Source organism: Brevibacillus migulae (assembly GCF_004521915.1).
In the GTDB taxonomy this organism is placed as follows: domain Bacteria; phylum Bacillota; class Bacilli; order Brevibacillales; family Brevibacillaceae; genus Brevibacillus_F; species Brevibacillus_F migulae.
In genome coordinates, this window is record NZ_SDKD01000016.1 from 51007 (window position 1) to 66479 (window position 15473).

Genomic DNA, 15473 nt, shown 5'->3' on the forward strand with positions numbered 1-15473 from the left:
TTTGCTGTCGAGCGATTACTTTTTGGACAGATCGAGCGAGAATTTGGCAAAACCGCTTTGTTCAGTCGTGATATATTTCATGTTGGACAATTTTTCAGCAAATGGCTTCGCATCTGGAGAAGTGATGAAGGTAACATTTACATCGCCTTTTACCGGAGCGATGGTCCAGTTGTTGTCAGCGGATGGATTGATTTCCTTGTTAGCCAGGATGTAGTCAATCACAACTTGACGGTTTTCATCTGGAGAGTCGATGATGATATTGCTTCCATCGAGACCTGGGAAGTTACCACCGCCACCTGCACGGTAGTTATTGGTTACCACGATGAATTTGTCATCTTTCTTCACAGGTTTTCCATTGAATTGCAGATTTTTAATACGGTTTGCTTTTTCGTTAACCAGTTTGCCATCTGGGTCGTACTTGGAAGGCTCAGTCACATCCACTTCATACGTTACACCATCAATGATGTCGAAGTTGTACGTACGGAATTCTTCATTGATGAGCGCTTGTTCTTCGGTTTTCTTCGGATCGATCTGGTTGAATTGGCCAGCGGAACGCTCCAACCATTCTTGTACCGTAGCACCATTGACCAGTACAGCTTTCAATGTGTTCGGATAAATGTAAAGGTCGGAAACGTTTTTGATCGCGATGGTGCCTGCAGGAATATTGGTGTAGTAGGAAGCGCCGCTACGTCCGCCTGCTTTGAAAGGAGCGCCAGCAGAAAGAACCGGAATGCCTTCGTATTCGGTACCTTTAATATTTTTCTCCACGTACCATTTTTGTGCATTGGTTACGATTTGTACAGATGGATCATCTTGTACGAGGGAGAAGAAGCTGTGGATTGGAGCAGTTGTTGTACCGACAGCGGAACGAACCCACTCTACGGTATGATCATGATCTTCTTTCACAGCATCTACGATCGTTTGATCAGCATCAACCAGTGCTTTTTTGTTTGCGCTGTCATAGATCGGAACCGCTTTGGAGACAGCATCGGCCACTTTCCATTTGCCATCTACTTGCTCCAAGGTCATATCAACCACGCCGAGGTTATTGCCCCAGAAGCCAGGCATTACAGCAGGCTTGCCGTTTACGAGACCTTTCGTATTGTCAACGCCAGGAATATTGTCAAAGCCTTTTCCAGGGAATACGCCATGAGCATGGCCAAAGAGAACGGCGTCAATGCCTTCTACTTGGGTCAATTGGTAGCTTGCGCTTTCGGTGTTAACCGGTTCTTCTGCAGAGCCGAGTCCGGAGTGAGCGATCGCTACGACAATGTCAGCGCCTTTTTCTTTCATTTCCGGAACATATTTTTTCGCGGTTTCCACGATATCTTTTGCAATGACTTTTCCAGTCAGGTTGTTTTTGTCCCAAACCATGATTTGCGGAGGAACAAAACCGATGACACCGACTTTCAGGGTTACATCTTTTCCTGCTTCATCTTTGAACGTGCGCTCCAGGATTTGATAAGGAGTGAAGTAGTTTTTGTCATTGCTTGGATCTTTATCTTTGTCATCTACGTAAACGTTTGCATTTACATATGGGAATTTGGAACCTTTCAAGCTCTTTTGCAAATGGTCCAAGCCGAAGTTGAATTCATGGTTCCCGATGTTGGCTGCATCATAGTCGAGCAGGTTCATTGCTTTGAAAACAGGGTGTGTTTCGCCATCTTGCAGCGGATCAATCTTCGCTACATAATCTCCGAGAGGGTTACCTTGAATCAGGTCGCCATTGTCGAAAAGCAAGCTGTTTTTCGCTTCTTCCCGCGCCTTTTTGATCAGATTCGCTGTTTTGGCCAAACCGAATTCATCTGTGGTTTTGTCCTGATAGTAATCATAGTTCACGATGTTTGTGTGGATGTCTGTCGTCTCCAGCAATCTCAATTTGAGCGTGGAAGTTGTTGCCGCACTGACAGGAGTCAATGGGAAAGACAAAGCGCTTACAACCAATGTCGCAGCGAGAAGACTACCGACAAACTTCTGCTTGCTAGCTTTCTTCATTTGACGAATTCCTCCAATAAAATAAGGTTTAATGACGAACATTTTTAATGTATCACAGAAATGTAAGAATTGGTAGACAAGAAAGGTTATACCTTTGTTAACTTATCGGAATATTTGCGAATACTTGAAAAGCGCAAGTATAGCTGATCTTTTTGTTGGAAATACTAGGAAAAAATGCAGGTGAAGGAGCAAATTCGGCCATGAAACGACATAGAGGGTTCTTTTTGTCGTGGGCAATACTATTGATCGGGATCATCTCGGGTGGAACCTATTGGATGGCGAATCAGGGGAGCGAAGGCAAGAGCGCTTTGCCGCTGCTCGAGGAGACCTACCGCTCAGCGGTGGAAGCGATGGGCAAGCCGCATGAATTGGTGCTGGCCCGCAGCTATCTGTGCGGAGTAAAAGAAGAGGAACGGATAGTGCTGGGCAAGGAATCGTTTGAACAGATATTGTCCGACTATAAAGGCTGGGAAATCATCGCCAGCGAGGAAGGGAAACTGATCCTGCTGAAGCGGGAGAATGACATAGCCCCTTCATGCAAGGAAAATGGTTATTTTGGCTTGTCTCCGGACGGTGTTCTCACGCTGTTCAATGGCGTGCCAGGCGAGCAAAACGTGATCCAAAGCTTTTATCAGATCAATCGTGCAAAAATGGAGGCAGCCCTGCCGAAGGAGGAGATTGCGCTGCTGCAAAAAGGGATTAGAGTCCGTGATCTTTCGGAATACAACAGCGTCCTTTCGACCTTTAGCGAATTTCAGACAGAAGAATCAATGGTAGAAGCGCATTAAACACACACCCCCGTTCGGCACATGTATGGTACAAGGCGAACGGGGGTGTGTGCGATATGGCATTTAACCGGAAACGGCTTGACGCTCGGCTTTTTGTTTCTTTTGATAGACGCCGCCGATCCAGACCGAGGCCGGCAAGAAGCTCAGCAAATACGTGAGTAAGACCGTGCTCAGCGTAGTGGCAAGGAACAGAAACAGCATTCCTTTTGTGCCGGGCCACAGCTGTGGATAATGCTTGGCCAACAGGCTGAGCATGAGCGGGTGTAAGAGGAAAATCATAAACGAGTGCAGCGAAAGCCAGTCCAGCCAGCGCCCAGCAAGATTACCCAGATGCTTGAAGCGTAGGGCGACCATGTAGAAAAAGAAGTAGCTGGTCAGACAGTACAGCATCACGCTAGGTTTAATCGAAGAAGCATGCGTTTGCGTATAGCGGCTGTCGACTAACAAGAGCACCAGCGATACGAGCCAACAAACAGCGAGACCGATCAACCTGTTATTCAATCGGGATTCCCATGCTGACTTATGCAGAGCGGCAGCCATCCCGAAGACAAAGTAGAAAAGCCAGATCGGAAACAGGCTGACATAGGGGATCCATAAACTTGGCAGCACGAGAACCTGCAGCTGATGCAAATAAATCAAGGTCTGCGCCAAACCGGTCAAGAGCAGTGAAGCGAGCAGCAAGGAAGGCAGATGCTTCTCCAGCCAACGGCGCAAAAGGGGATACAGGACATACAGCTGTAGGACGATCAAGACAAAATACAAATGAACATAGCCCGTACCTTTCACCAGGTGCTCCAGGCTTAATTTCAACGGTTGCCACCATTGACCGGATAGCCACTCGCCCCACTTTGCCTGTCCGCTGTATACCACATACAGCACCGTCCAAAACAGATACGGCCAAAGCACTTTTTGAAACCGCTTCTTCAAAAAAGCGCCATAAGGAAGCGGAGGTCTGCCTTTATCCACGTGATACAGCAAAAAGCCTGACAAGATAATAAACAAGGGAACTGCATATCGCATTGCCTGATTCCACACGTAGGCCAGCTGATTGGATGAGAGATAGCCAGCTGTGACGTGAATGGCAATGACGGAAAGAGCGGCAAAGGCCCGTATAAAGTCAAATTCCCGCAATCGTTTGTCCATGGTTACCAATACTCCCGTGTCAGTTTCATCCTTTCATTGTACCATTTGATGACAGGGAGGGGCACGTGTAATTTTTGTCTGGATGAAACTTTTAGTCCGTGATAAAAATATCAGCGATTTTCCAGCGTTCAACCAGGGAAGAACGGTTCAGGTAAAAGCACCATGTTTGAGCTTGCTCCTTTTGCCCCTTTGCATAATAACGAACCCTGACCGGAATGAAAGCGGTCAGGAGAGACTGATCTCCCACCGGAATTTCAGGATTGTCGTAACGCAATGCTTCCAGCTGGTCTGGCGGAAAGGGGAGCGGCATGGCGCTGGTGGTCATTTGGCGCCAGATTGATTCGTCGTGCTCGTGAACGGCTGTCAAAAACCATTCGATCAATTGATGGGGCTCGGCCTCCATCAGCTGCGTCGGAAGCTTGCCTGACGCTTTCATGATCATTAGGCTGTGGCTCGGATCAGGTTCGTTGCGCGTGTGGGTGGTACTGCCGGCAAAATGGATGCAAAAATGCCCGTGGAACCCGTTGTTCGCGATAGCCCCCGCCCCATGCGGCATGCCGTGCATGGAGGCAGCATACGCCTTGTCATCCACAAGGACAAGAATCGCGCGGCGTCTCCAGCTCCATTTCCCTTGGTAAATTCGCTTCATGATTTCCGTGTCTTTGCGGGTGAGCGGCTGGACGTCCGCATGTCGGCTTCCGGCCCTGCGCTGGACACGGAACCGTTGGCCAGTTTCCAGGTCAACCACATCGGCATAGGACATCCGCGAAAAATGCTTGCGAACCGCTTCCCATGCCAACAATTGGCCGTAATACTGCTTTTCTGCCTGAGATATGTAAAAATCAAGTGTTTCACGCAAGTCTGTGGACAGAAGCAGCTGTTGCTTTTTTGCGGGCTCAAACAGCCTGTCCATCGAATCGTATAGAAAGGTACGCTTGCGCAGCTGGATCGTAGCCCGTGGAAATTCGGGCGTCTGCGTGGCTTTTAAGATCGGCGCACGCAAAAGCCGCTTCACGAATTTGGGATTATCGACCACTTTTACGGTGATTACCCGAGCTGCTTTCGGTGAGACGGGAACGGATATTTGAATCGTGTTTCTTTCGCCAGCGTATGTGGGAAAGGGAACGACGAGCAATACTAGCAAGATGGCTGCGAGTAAATGACCTTTGCGCATGAATTTCACCCCTGCCAGTAGTATGTGCATCCGTTCTTCTTCCAATCGAAGCATTACATAAATGCTTCCGAGGAGCGCCATACTGATGTCATACGACGCCATTTAGCGAAGGGGGAGTCTTGTCGCATGTCTTCGATGCCACGGGGAAGCTACAAGGACCAATTCCATCAGCGTTTGTATGTTCAATTGAACCAAGGGCACAACAAGCTCGATTATCGACGGATTAATATGATCCACGAGAACATGCAGGAGGGCGTGGATGAATACGCCCATATGCAGCATGATCAGGCAGATGCTCTCGGTATGAACAAACATTAAATGGCGGCGTGAAGCCCAATCCTCTAACAGGGGTTGGGTTTTTTGTGTTTGCAGTACATGCCTTTTGCAAATGCATGTTCGCTTTTTCGGCCGATTATGGTACAGTTAGGAGAAGCAACATGTAGCGGAGAGTGAATCATGCGGATCATTGGAATTGACCCCGGTATCGCAATCGTGGGGTTTGGTGTCTTGGAGAAAAAGGGGAGTCAGCTGATTCCGATTCAATATGGAAGCATACAAACAGAAGCGGGACTTTCCGTGCCGCTGCGTTTGAAGCAAATTTTTGAATCGATGCAAAGCTTGCTCGCCACGTACAAGCCAGACGAGATGGCGGTTGAAAAACTGTTTTTTAATAAAAATGTGACTACGGCATTTACGGTAGGGCAAGCACGTGGGGTCATTTTGCTGGCTGCTGAGCTGGCAGGTATTCCGGTTCACGAATATACCCCCTTGCAGGTGAAGCAAGCGGTAACCGGATACGGTGCGGCAGACAAAAAGCAAATTCAGGAGATGGTGCGCATTCTGCTCAAGCTGCAGAAGGTGCCGAAGCCGGATGACGTGGCGGATGCTTTAGGTATTGCCATTACCCATGCGCAATTTCGTACTTATCATAGTTTTTCGGAAGGTGCTCAGCGATGATCGATTTTGTAGAAGGAAAAATAGCATATCTGGATCCGGAATATGTCGTCGTGGAAACAGGCGGCATCGGGTATCGGGTGTTTTGCCCGAATCCGTACGCGTTTGTCTCGCGCGACGGGGAAACATGCCGGTTTTTTACCCATCACCACGTAAGGGAGGATGCGATCCAGCTGTACGGCTTCCCCACCCGTGACGAGCGTGACCTGTATCGCAAGCTGCTGGAGGTATCGGGCATCGGGCCAAAAGGGGCTTTAGCCATTCTGGCTGGCGCTACGCCGGAACAGATCGTGACGGCGGTGCAACAGGAGAATGTCACGTATCTGACGAAGTTCCCGGGTATCGGCAAAAAGACGGCGCAGCGGATTATCATTGATCTGAAGGACAAATTGAAAGGGTATACGCCTTCCATCTTCGCCGCGGCGGCGCTTTCTCCGCAAAGTCCGGAGGTGCCGGGGAGACAATCCTTGGACGAAGCGATCGACGCGTTGCTGGCGCTGGGTTATTCGGATGCAGAAATTCAGCAGATACGAGGCGCATTGGCGGAAAAGGCGCAGAGCGGGACACCTACCGAGCAGCTCGTAAAGCAGGGGCTTTCCCTGCTCTTGAGGGGGTAAGCATACATGGAGATGGACGACCGATTGATCACCACCCATATGCAGTGGGACGATGAAAACATCGAAGGCAGTCTGCGCCCCCGTTACTTGAATGAATACATCGGCCAGCAGCAGGTGAAGGAAAATCTCAAGGTGTTCATCGAAGCGGCTAAGATGCGAAATGAACCTTTGGATCATGTATTGTTGTACGGGCCTCCAGGATTGGGCAAAACTACGTTATCGCAAATCATTGCGAATGAGCTCGGCGTCAATATCCGTACCACGTCTGGGCCCGCGATCGATCGACCGGGTGATTTGGCCGCGATCCTGACCAATCTGCAGGAAGGCGATGTCCTGTTTGTAGACGAAATCCATCGCCTCAATCGCAGCGTCGAGGAAGTGCTCTATCCAGCGATGGAAGATTTTGCGCTGGATATCATCATCGGAAAAGGCCCGAGCGCTCGCAGTGTGCGGATTGATTTGCCGCCTTTTACGCTGGTCGGGGCGACGACGCGTGCGGGGATGCTTTCTGCGCCGCTGCGGGATCGTTTCGGCGTAGTGAATCGATTGGAATATTACACGGTGAATGAGCTCGCTTTTATCGTGAGCCGAGCCGCGGATATTTTGCAGATCGGGATCAAAGAAGAAGGCGCGATGGAAATCGCCCGGCGATCCAGAGGCACTCCGCGTATCGCCAATCGTCTGTTGAAGCGGGTGAGGGATTTTGCGCAGGTAAAAGGGCAAGGAATCATCACCAACGAGATCGCCAAAGAAGCGCTGCAGCGGCTGCAGGTTGATGCATGCGGTCTGGACCATATCGACCACAAGCTGCTGCTTTCCATCATCGATCTTTTTGGAGGCGGACCGGTAGGCTTGGATACGATCGCCGCCACTATCGGGGAGGAATCCCAGACGATCGAGGATGTATATGAACCGTACTTGCTGCAAATCGGTTTTATGCAGCGCACGCCACGCGGCCGTACGGTAACGGCCAGTGCCTACGCACATTTTGGACGGGAGATGAAAGCATGAATCCGGTAGCCAAGCTGCTTATTATCGGGGGAGTGATCCTCGTCATAATCGGGATTATCTGGCAAGTGGGCGGTAGATTCATCCCCTTTGGCCGGCTCCCAGGCGACATCGCGGTAGAAAAGGACAATTTCCGCTTCTATTTTCCGGTGGTCACCTGTATCGTAATCAGCATTGTGTTATCGTTGATCAGCTACCTGTTTCGTCTTTTCAAATGAGCATACGTTTACAAACAAAACTCCTTGCCAAGTGGCAAGGAGTTTTTCTAATCATGGGAACGATCGCAAACTCATGCTTGTTACGCCCAATCCAACCTAGTCATTCGTTCATAGCTATATTATTGATGACAAAATAAAAGGAGTGAAACGAATGGCATACGGCCCTCCTACGTCTCCGCCCCCTTCCCAATTTCCTCTGCAGCCATACTCTACCTATATCATTGACTGTATGTATCAATACACATATGTATGGCCCACCCAAGGAAGCCCCTACTGGTTTTATCCGACAAGGGTGGAGTATGGTGAAATTTCCGGTTATAGATGGAATGGTTTCGATTGGGTGTTTTATGGGATAGACCCGAGATATATCGATCGAGTTGCATGCTACCCAACTCCTACTCTCTATTAGATGGAAGAACGTTGTAAGTAGGAGAAGCGCATCGGGGCACCTCTAAAAGATCTGGATGCTGGCCTGCGATGACACGTTATAGAGAGCCGATTGTTGAAATTCTCCTTCAAAAAGCACTAGCTTCAAATGCGAGATATCCCCCGGCAGCGGTTCTGCTATTTTCAGCCGTACTTCGTTTTCACCGGATTCATAATGAAGAGGCAAGGAATCGTGTTCAAAGCTATACATCCTGCCCTTGTCATCCTGCAATAAAAAGAAGCTCGTTTCATCCCCGCCTATTTCGCTTGTGACGAGGAGGGTAATCTCGCGAGTATGCTCATTGATTTCCAGCCCCGTCACTTGATAGGTAAGATCATCGCTGCTGATTTGTTTCTCCACGCTGCCGATGGTTGCTTCCAAGAGGGGAAGGGCGGGGAGCAGCCGGGCAGCTGGCAGGCTGGATGGAAGCGGGTATTTCGCTTCGCTGACCTGAATCGCATCTGGCAGCGTATTGATCGGCAGGAATACGGGATCGTCCGCAGCCACCGCATACCGATACAGACTGCCATTGAAATTGCCGCTGGCGCCTTCGCTCCATAAGGTTTTGGAAAAGAGAACGGTCTTCCCCTTATACGTGACGCGAGGTGAAAAATGCTTGGGCATGTGGGAATACGTATTTTCCTGTGTGCGTACGCGTGCCGAACAGAGAAGAAAAGCTTGCCCGCCCTGCCAGCCGATCCCCTCTATCGTCAGGTCTGTGTCGAATGGGCGATTGGGATAACTGTATTTGATCCGTTCGGTAACACCAAGCGGATAAAATGTGTCCATTTGCTCGTGCAGCAAGACAGAGGATGAGGTGATGGCGGGGCCGGTAATCGAGCTGATCGCAGGCAGAAAAAGAAATCCGATGAATAAAAACACGATGAGCATACCGAATGGCCAGTAACGAATCAAGCGCATATGAGTCCCTCCGCGTGCAACTGGGTTGGAAACATCATAGCGTAAAACCATTAAGTAGGGATAAAAAAGTTTGAACGTTTGTAAATTTTCGACAATATTTTTCGGCTATAGGCATTTCTCTGGTCCCATTTCGGAGGAAAAGGAAGGAAATAGATTGGGCTTTGTCGAAAACAAAGACTGTTATAGGCAATTTTCGACAAGAGTTGTGAAAGAAAGGACGTTTTCGCCATGAACAATCGATGGCTGGGACGAAGATCGCTCTTGGCAGCAGGTTTTCTAACCCTGACCCTCACTTCTATAGATACTACGGCTTCAGCAGCGCAGAAAGACATCCGTGTTGCCCTGTTTATTGATAATGGGCAAGGCTACCGGAATACGCTGCCTGCCTATACGCTGACCAGCGAGACTGGATTTTCGCTTTCGCTATCGGGAAAAAACGAGACGGATCTGCCGGACGTCGATGAGGAGACCATGCGTTTTCGTGTGGATGAATTCCAGCTGATCGCCAAGGAAACCAGCAGTCTGAACGAGGCACAAAGGATTGCGCAGCAGCTAAGCCAGCGAAAGCTTGACGCGCAGATTCGGCTGGTGAAGAAAGGGAACAAGAATACATACCGGGTCATGAGCGGGACGTACGATACGTATCAGCTTGCCCAGACGCAGGCAAAAACCGCAGCACAGGCCACTGGGACAAATCCTGAGATCATCGGGCCCTACCATCTCGAGGTCGATGAGTTCAAATCTTTGAAAGAAGCGGAAAAATGGGTAGAGGAGTTTGAAGATGCTGGAATCCCTGCCTACACCGTATTGGTAGGCGGCAGCAAGAAAGCCGACTATGCAGTATGGATCGGCGCGGAAAAATCCGAGGATCAGCTGCATACTCTCGAAGCGAAGGCTTCGGCCAAGTTTCCGCGCTTCTCCTATAAAGAGCCGTCGAGCGAAGAATATGTACTTGTCAGTGAGGAAGTAATCGACGGAAGCGGCGAGACGGCGGTTTCATACACCTTTTCGCCTGAAGTCAAATTGACGGTTTCTCCCCAAAAGGGAAAAGATGAGCTGATCGGCGTAGTAGAAAGAGAACAGCGGCGTTATCACGGGGACATGGAGGTATCCGAATACAAGGGCAAGCTGACGCTGATCAACGAGCTCCCGGTAGAACAATATCTGTACGGCGTAGTCGGAGCGGAGATGCAGACCGGTTGGCCTTTGGAGGCGCTAAAGGCACAAGCTGTCCTGGCACGTACCCGAGCCTTGTCCCAGCCAGACAAATACGGGATCGCTGATGTCTCGGACACGGTGCTGGAGCAGGCCTACATGGGAGCCACGAAGGAAGCAGCCGATGTGCGCAAGGCGGTGGACAAGACGGAAGGAGAAGTGCTGCAGTATCGCGGGAAAATCATCGAAGCGCTGTTCTATTCCAATGCGGGCGGCATGACTGCTGACGGTACGGAAGTGTGGGGGAATGAGGTCCCTTATTTGCGGCCGGTCGAGAGCGATGACGCCTATCCAGCCAATGCAGCTAACCAATGGTATATGGTTTCCTTGCAGGATGGCACAATCGGGTACGTTCGCAACGATTTTGTCACGATGAATGGAGAAACCAATGAACTGGGGCTATCCATCGGAAGGGTGAACACGGACAATTTGAATTTCCGCTCCGGGCCGAGCACCACGTACCATAAAGTGATCCAATCGCTGCCGCTCGGAACCGAAGTGACCATCATCCGGCAGGAGCCGGAGGAAAATGCCTATGCTTGGACAAGGGGTCCTTATACGGCTAGCGAGATCACCGCCATGATCAACACCAGCCAAAAGGCTAACAAAGGAACCACCTTTTCCACGCCGATCCAATCGCTCGAGGTCACCAAGCGAGGCCCATCCGGACGCGTGATAGAGATGGAAGCGGACGGCAAGGAGCTGAAAGTGTCTTCGCCCGATGCGTTTCGCTCGGTATTCAAGCAGGGAGAGAGCTCACTGCGCAGCACCAAGTTTGAGGTTGAGCAAATGGGGACCATCACCGCGATCGGAGCGAATGGGAAAAAGACAACCGTCTCCGGTGATGCTCATGATTGGTATGCCATGGGGGCAGGAAAGAAACTGTCGCTTCCAAACAGCTATGCGGATTCCTTTTTGATCCTGGATGGAGGCGGAAACTGGCGGGTCGCAACCAAAGACCAGATGTTCCTCTTGCGCGGACAAGGCTTCGGACACGGGTTGGGTGTTTCGCAATACGGGGCCAAAGCGATGGCCGAGCAAGGGTATGACTACAAGGAAATCTTGCAACACTATTACCGTGGCATTAAGATCGATGATTAATAGTCTGACCATTCGCAGCAGGGAAAGCATTGCAAGCCCCACATGGGTTGTTGGCCGTGTGGGGTATTCGTACGACAGAGGAGATAGAGAAACGTGGATGTACATCAGTTTGATTTTGACTTGCCAGAAGAGTTGATCGCGCAGCATCCGCTGGAGGATCGCACGGCATCACGCCTGCTTGTTTTGCAAAAGGAAACAGGGGAGCTGCAGCATCGAAAATTCACGGACTTGATCGACTTCCTCCAGGCGGGGGATGTGCTGGTGTTGAATGACAGCCGTGTAATGCCGGCGAGACTGATCGGAGTGAAGGAGGACACGGGAGCCAACATTGAGCTGCTGCTCCTGCGTTCCCTGGGAGATGACCGCTGGGAGACTCTCGTAAAACCGGGAAAACGGGTAAAAGTCGGAACGCAGATCGTCTTTGGAGATGGACGGCTCCGCTGTATATGCGAAGAGATCACCGAAACGGGAGGAAGGATCATTCGCTTTCATTACGAAGGAATCTTCTACGAGATTTTGGATCAGCTGGGCTCGATGCCGCTGCCGCCGTATATTCATGCCCAACTGGAAGACAAAGAGCGTTACCAGACGGTGTATGCAAAGGAAAGAGGCTCGGCGGCGGCTCCCACAGCCGGTCTGCATTTTACCCGCGAATATTTGCAAAAACTCGAAGAAAAAGGCGTTCAGATCGCCTACCTGACCCTTCATGTTGGCTTGGGAACTTTCCGTCCCGTGAGTGCGGATTCGGTGGAAGAGCATGTCATGCATGCTGAGTATTATGAGGTGTCTGAACAGACGGCACAAGTGGTGAATGCAGCGAAAGCGGAGGGAAGGCGGGTCATCGCAGTCGGCACCACCTCATGCCGGACGCTGGAAACCATCGGCAGAGATTACGGCGGCAAGCTGGTCGCAGCGTCGGGATGGACAGATATATTCATTTATCCCGGCTATGAGTTTTCGATCATCGATGGACTGATCACCAATTTTCACTTGCCCAAGTCGACCCTTGTCATGCTGGTGAGCGCTTTGGCAGGACGAGAGCATGTCCTGAACGCATACAAGACAGCCATTGCCCATCGGTATCGGTTTTTCAGCTTCGGCGATGCCATGCTGATCCTCTGAGGAAAAGCTTCTATCCTTGTGATTCTGTGCCATTCCCTCTATAATAGTAAAAGCTTCCTAAACGGCTTGGTACTTTCGAAGGAATGCGGCTTCACTCAACTAGACTTTCAGTTAATGAACCTAAGGAGTGCGAGAGATTGGCTGTACGCTATGAATTGATAAAAACATGCAAGCAAACGGGGGCACGGCTTGGAAAATTGCACACCCCCCACGGTACGATTGATACGCCTGTCTTTATGCCGGTAGGTACGCAAGCAACCGTGAAAACGATGAGCCCCGAAGAGTTGAAACAGATGGGGGCAGGAATCATCCTCAGCAATACCTACCATCTGTTCCTGCGGCCCGGACATGAAATCGTCCGTGAGGCGGGCGGATTGCACAAGTTCATGAACTGGTCCGGCGCAGTCTTGACGGACAGCGGCGGGTTTCAAGTGTTCAGCTTGAGCAACATGCGGAAAATTACGGAAGAAGGGGTTACCTTCCGTTCCCATCTGAATGGGGAAAAGCTCTTTATCGGGCCGGAAGAAGCGACGCAGATTCAAAATGCGTTGGGTGCCGATATTTTTATGGCTTTTGATGAATGCGCACCCTACCCTGCTGAATATGATTATGTTAAGCAGTCGATGGAACGGACAACCCGTTGGGCAGAGCGCTGTCTCAAAGCCCATCAGCGTCCGCAGGAGCAAGCGCTGTTTGGAATCGTGCAGGGCGGGATGTACCGGGATCTGCGTGAGCAAAGTGCCCGAGATCTTGTTTCCATGGACTTTCCGGGTTATGCGGTTGGCGGGCTCAGCGTAGGGGAACCATTTCCGCTGATGTATGAGGTGCTCGATTATACGACGCCGCTGCTTCCAGCGAACAAGCCTCGTTATCTGATGGGAGTCGGTTCGCCTGATGCTTTGATCGAAGGCGCTATCCGCGGCATCGACATGTTCGACTGCGTCCTGCCGACTCGCATTGCGCGAAATGGGACATGCATGACAAGCCAAGGGCGTCTGGTCATCAAAAATGCGAAATACGCTCGTGATTATACGCCGCTGGATCCTGCGTGCGATTGCTACACATGCAAAAATTACACACGTGCCTACATTCGCCATCTGATCAAAGCAGAGGAGACCTTTGGCATTCGTCTCACCACCTACCACAATCTGCATTTCCTCATCAAACTGATGGAGCAGGTGAGACAAGCAATTTGGGAAGACCGGCTCGCTGATTTCCGCGACCAGTTTTTCGCCCAATATGGTTTGGGTGAAGATAGATCATTTTAACGTTAAAAGGAGGATTTTCCCATGCAAGGCATTCAACAGTTTTTGCCGATCATCGTCATGATCGCGATCTTCTATTTTCTTTTGATCCGTCCGCAGCAAAAGCGTACCAAACAACGCAACCAAATGCTGTCAGCTTTGAAAAAGGGAGATAAAGTGGTGACAATCGGCGGTATGCACGGAACCATTCAGGACATCTCTGATGACAGCGTGACGCTGCGCATTGCTCACAATGTGAACGTGGCGTTTGACCGCGGTGCGATCAATAACGTAATCAGCAGCAGCAATGCAGCCCCTGCAGCATCTTCTGAGAGTGACAAAACGGAAGAAGTAAAATCCTGACATACATACGAAGGAGCTGACCCTTTCCAAGGGATCAGCTCCTTTTTTCATTCGTATTTTTATGCTTTCAAAATACCGCCATGATACACGAGCTCGTAAAGGACTTCTCCCTCTTGTTCGATCCATTCCTTCCCGGTAAAGAGCTTTACATCCCCTTGGTTTGTATCTACATATTTCATGGCTCCATCCTGATGTTCAAAAGCACCTAAAAACCTGTCTTCCTCATACATGAGCGACAAGCTTTTCTTAATGATAAGTCCCGCAGCATGTGACGTAATTCGTTCCGGCTGCAGGATATAGCCAAAATAATTCATCGCCCATACCGGCTTCTTCTGAAAGTACACGACCTCTTGGCCGATAAAGTCGCTTTCGCCAAAGTAGCTGTCGTGATAAATCCATTCCCCTAGGGAGAATTGCAAGTCTTTTGAGTGGAGACGGTAAGGCAATAAGCGTGTTCCGTTGCCCACATACGTGTTCCGTTTTGCTTGAACGATAAAATGCTCCAGCTCTGTAACATGAAAAGCGTGATTCATGGAAATCCCCCTCGCTTGGAATGGTGTCCAGGTGCTGTTTCATGATCGTTTCTTCATTATAGAACATATGTTCCGATTTTGGTAGTGACTTTCAAGCAAGAAAAAAGCAGGAACGAATTTTCGCTCCTGCCAATCACGACCGTCATCTACGAATATCTTTTTGATGTGGAATTGACGCCGATCACGCCGCCAAGCGCCGCCAAAATAAAGGCTCCAAACAGGTAGAAAAGGGTGGAAAATTGCATAGGTGCGTCAAAACCGAGAAAGCCGATCAGAAGGACCAGGAAGAAGTAGGCAGCTCCCGTCAATCCCCCGTAGTACCAGCCCTTCCCCCCGCAACGCCGGCCGGTTATGAAGCCGCCGATGAGCAGGCTGATGACGTTGATGGTATACGTAAAATAAGGAAGCGTGCTTTCCCGAAGACTGGTAAACGCCAGCAGCAGCGCAGTGAGCAATGATCCGATCAGGACCAGGCCGAACGTCGATACCAACCCGGTAATGACAGAGGTGGATGTACTCCGCAATGAAACCCCTCCTCTTAGGTAAAGTTTGTACATCTATATGAGGGGCTTGGTCGCCTTATTCATCTTCTGCGTTGAACATCAGGAAGAATTTTCGTATGATGAATGAGGAACCAGACGGGGGTGAAG

At 50.2% G+C, this 15473-nt stretch carries 16 protein-coding genes; 10 read left to right on the forward strand and 6 right to left on the reverse strand.

The annotated features are described in order from the left end of the window. Positions 1 to 15: 15 nt before the first annotated feature. Entirely contained in the window at positions 16 to 1995 is a 1980-nt protein-coding gene (locus EIZ37_RS17645; protein ID WP_134686091.1) for a bifunctional 2',3'-cyclic-nucleotide 2'-phosphodiesterase/3'-nucleotidase, read from the reverse strand. Positions 1996 to 2195: 200 nt separating this feature from the next. On the opposite strand from EIZ37_RS17645, the gene EIZ37_RS17650 reads away from it, so the two are divergent. Beyond that, positions 2196 to 2783 carry a BofC C-terminal domain-containing protein gene (locus EIZ37_RS17650; RefSeq protein WP_134686092.1) on the forward strand — a complete coding sequence of 196 codons (588 nt, stop codon included), beginning with the start codon at positions 2196 to 2198 and terminating at the stop codon, positions 2781 to 2783. Between the two features lie 63 nt (positions 2784 to 2846). Here EIZ37_RS17650 and EIZ37_RS17655 read toward each other — a convergent pair whose 3' ends face one another. Then, positions 2847 to 3926 carry an acyltransferase gene (locus EIZ37_RS17655; protein WP_134686093.1) on the reverse strand — a complete coding sequence of 360 codons (1080 nt, stop codon included), beginning with the start codon at positions 3924 to 3926 and terminating at the stop codon, positions 2847 to 2849. Between the two features lie 91 nt (positions 3927 to 4017). Further along, on the reverse strand, positions 4018 to 5100 hold the full coding sequence (locus EIZ37_RS17660; RefSeq protein ID WP_134686094.1) for a hypothetical protein: 1083 nt from the start codon (positions 5098 to 5100) through the stop codon (positions 4018 to 4020). 126 nt (positions 5101 to 5226) lie between these two features. Here EIZ37_RS17660 and EIZ37_RS17665 point away from each other — a divergent pair, with 126 nt between their 5' ends. From EIZ37_RS17665 to EIZ37_RS17685, 5 genes are all read left to right on the forward strand, one after another. Next, positions 5227 to 5418 (forward strand): hypothetical protein, encoded by a 192-nt coding sequence (locus EIZ37_RS17665; protein ID WP_134686095.1) that lies wholly within the window; start codon positions 5227 to 5229, stop codon positions 5416 to 5418. Between the two features lie 138 nt (positions 5419 to 5556). Then, the gene (ruvC, locus tag EIZ37_RS17670; RefSeq protein WP_134686096.1) at positions 5557 to 6057 is read left to right on the forward strand and encodes a crossover junction endodeoxyribonuclease RuvC; all 501 of its coding nucleotides are present in this window, start codon (positions 5557 to 5559) and stop codon (positions 6055 to 6057) included. Further along, entirely contained in the window at positions 6054 to 6671 is a 618-nt protein-coding gene (gene ruvA / locus EIZ37_RS17675; RefSeq protein ID WP_134686097.1) for a Holliday junction branch migration protein RuvA, read from the forward strand. The genes ruvC and ruvA overlap by 4 nt, the downstream gene beginning before the upstream one ends. 12 nt (positions 6672 to 6683) lie before the next feature. Further along, positions 6684 to 7682, forward strand: coding sequence for a Holliday junction branch migration DNA helicase RuvB (gene ruvB / locus EIZ37_RS17680; protein ID WP_134686160.1), 999 nt, complete (start codon positions 6684 to 6686; stop codon positions 7680 to 7682). Continuing rightward, complete coding sequence (locus EIZ37_RS17685) at positions 7679 to 7897, forward strand: DUF2905 domain-containing protein (protein ID WP_134686098.1); 219 nt, start codon at positions 7679 to 7681, stop codon at positions 7895 to 7897. The genes ruvB and EIZ37_RS17685 overlap by 4 nt, the downstream gene beginning before the upstream one ends. A 451-nt stretch (positions 7898 to 8348) precedes the next feature. On the opposite strand, the gene EIZ37_RS17695 is transcribed toward EIZ37_RS17685, so the two are convergent. Continuing rightward, positions 8349 to 9245: a hypothetical protein gene (locus tag EIZ37_RS17695; RefSeq protein ID WP_134686100.1), complete on the reverse strand. Its 897-nt coding sequence runs from the start codon at positions 9243 to 9245 to the stop codon at positions 8349 to 8351. A 228-nt stretch (positions 9246 to 9473) separates the two neighbouring features. On the opposite strand from EIZ37_RS17695, the gene EIZ37_RS17700 reads away from it, so the two are divergent. The 4 genes from EIZ37_RS17700 to yajC all read left to right on the forward strand — a co-directional run bounded on the left by EIZ37_RS17700 (position 9474) and on the right by yajC (position 14290). Next, positions 9474 to 11561: a SpoIID/LytB domain-containing protein gene (locus EIZ37_RS17700; RefSeq protein WP_134686101.1), complete on the forward strand. Its 2088-nt coding sequence runs from the start codon at positions 9474 to 9476 to the stop codon at positions 11559 to 11561. A gap of 93 nt (positions 11562 to 11654) precedes the next feature. Beyond that, positions 11655 to 12683 carry a tRNA preQ1(34) S-adenosylmethionine ribosyltransferase-isomerase QueA gene (gene queA / locus EIZ37_RS17705; protein WP_134686102.1) on the forward strand — a complete coding sequence of 343 codons (1029 nt, stop codon included), beginning with the start codon at positions 11655 to 11657 and terminating at the stop codon, positions 12681 to 12683. Positions 12684 to 12820: 137 nt separating this feature from the next. Then, the gene (gene tgt, locus EIZ37_RS17710) at positions 12821 to 13951 is read left to right on the forward strand and encodes a tRNA guanosine(34) transglycosylase Tgt (RefSeq protein WP_134686103.1); all 1131 of its coding nucleotides are present in this window, start codon (positions 12821 to 12823) and stop codon (positions 13949 to 13951) included. A 21-nt stretch (positions 13952 to 13972) separates the two neighbouring features. Then, the gene (gene yajC, locus EIZ37_RS17715) at positions 13973 to 14290 is read left to right on the forward strand and encodes a preprotein translocase subunit YajC (RefSeq protein WP_134686104.1); all 318 of its coding nucleotides are present in this window, start codon (positions 13973 to 13975) and stop codon (positions 14288 to 14290) included. A 59-nt stretch (positions 14291 to 14349) separates the two neighbouring features. On the opposite strand, the gene EIZ37_RS17720 is transcribed toward yajC, so the two are convergent. After that, positions 14350 to 14823 (reverse strand): DUF5680 domain-containing protein, encoded by a 474-nt coding sequence (locus tag EIZ37_RS17720; protein ID WP_134686105.1) that lies wholly within the window; start codon positions 14821 to 14823, stop codon positions 14350 to 14352. Positions 14824 to 14969: 146 nt separating this feature from the next. Further along, positions 14970 to 15347: a TIGR04086 family membrane protein gene (locus tag EIZ37_RS17725; protein WP_134686106.1), complete on the reverse strand. Its 378-nt coding sequence runs from the start codon at positions 15345 to 15347 to the stop codon at positions 14970 to 14972. Positions 15348 to 15473 lie beyond the last annotated feature (126 nt).

Bases quoted from the DNA above. Each gene is read 5' to 3' on its own strand.
- ruvB (WP_134686160.1), top strand. From the start codon at position 6,684: ATGGACGACCGATTGATCACCACCCATATGCAGTGGGACGATGAAAAC.
- EIZ37_RS17645 (WP_134686091.1), bottom strand. From the start codon at position 1,995: ATGAAGAAAGCTAGCAAGCAGAAGTTTGTCGGTAGTCTTCTCGCTGCG.
- EIZ37_RS17720 (WP_134686105.1), bottom strand. From the start codon at position 14,823: ATGAATCACGCTTTTCATGTTACAGAGCTGGAGCATTTTATCGTTCAA.
- EIZ37_RS17650 (WP_134686092.1), top strand. From the start codon at position 2,196: ATGAAACGACATAGAGGGTTCTTTTTGTCGTGGGCAATACTATTGATC.
- EIZ37_RS17655 (WP_134686093.1), bottom strand. From the start codon at position 3,926: ATGGACAAACGATTGCGGGAATTTGACTTTATACGGGCCTTTGCCGCT.
- ruvC (WP_134686096.1), top strand. From the start codon at position 5,557: ATGCGGATCATTGGAATTGACCCCGGTATCGCAATCGTGGGGTTTGGT.
- EIZ37_RS17665 (WP_134686095.1), top strand. From the start codon at position 5,227: ATGTCTTCGATGCCACGGGGAAGCTACAAGGACCAATTCCATCAGCGT.
- EIZ37_RS17700 (WP_134686101.1), top strand. From the start codon at position 9,474: ATGAACAATCGATGGCTGGGACGAAGATCGCTCTTGGCAGCAGGTTTT.
- EIZ37_RS17695 (WP_134686100.1), bottom strand. From the start codon at position 9,245: ATGCGCTTGATTCGTTACTGGCCATTCGGTATGCTCATCGTGTTTTTA.
- EIZ37_RS17660 (WP_134686094.1), bottom strand. From the start codon at position 5,100: ATGCGCAAAGGTCATTTACTCGCAGCCATCTTGCTAGTATTGCTCGTC.
- ruvA (WP_134686097.1), top strand. From the start codon at position 6,054: ATGATCGATTTTGTAGAAGGAAAAATAGCATATCTGGATCCGGAATAT.
- yajC (WP_134686104.1), top strand. From the start codon at position 13,973: ATGCAAGGCATTCAACAGTTTTTGCCGATCATCGTCATGATCGCGATC.
- EIZ37_RS17685 (WP_134686098.1), top strand. From the start codon at position 7,679: ATGAATCCGGTAGCCAAGCTGCTTATTATCGGGGGAGTGATCCTCGTC.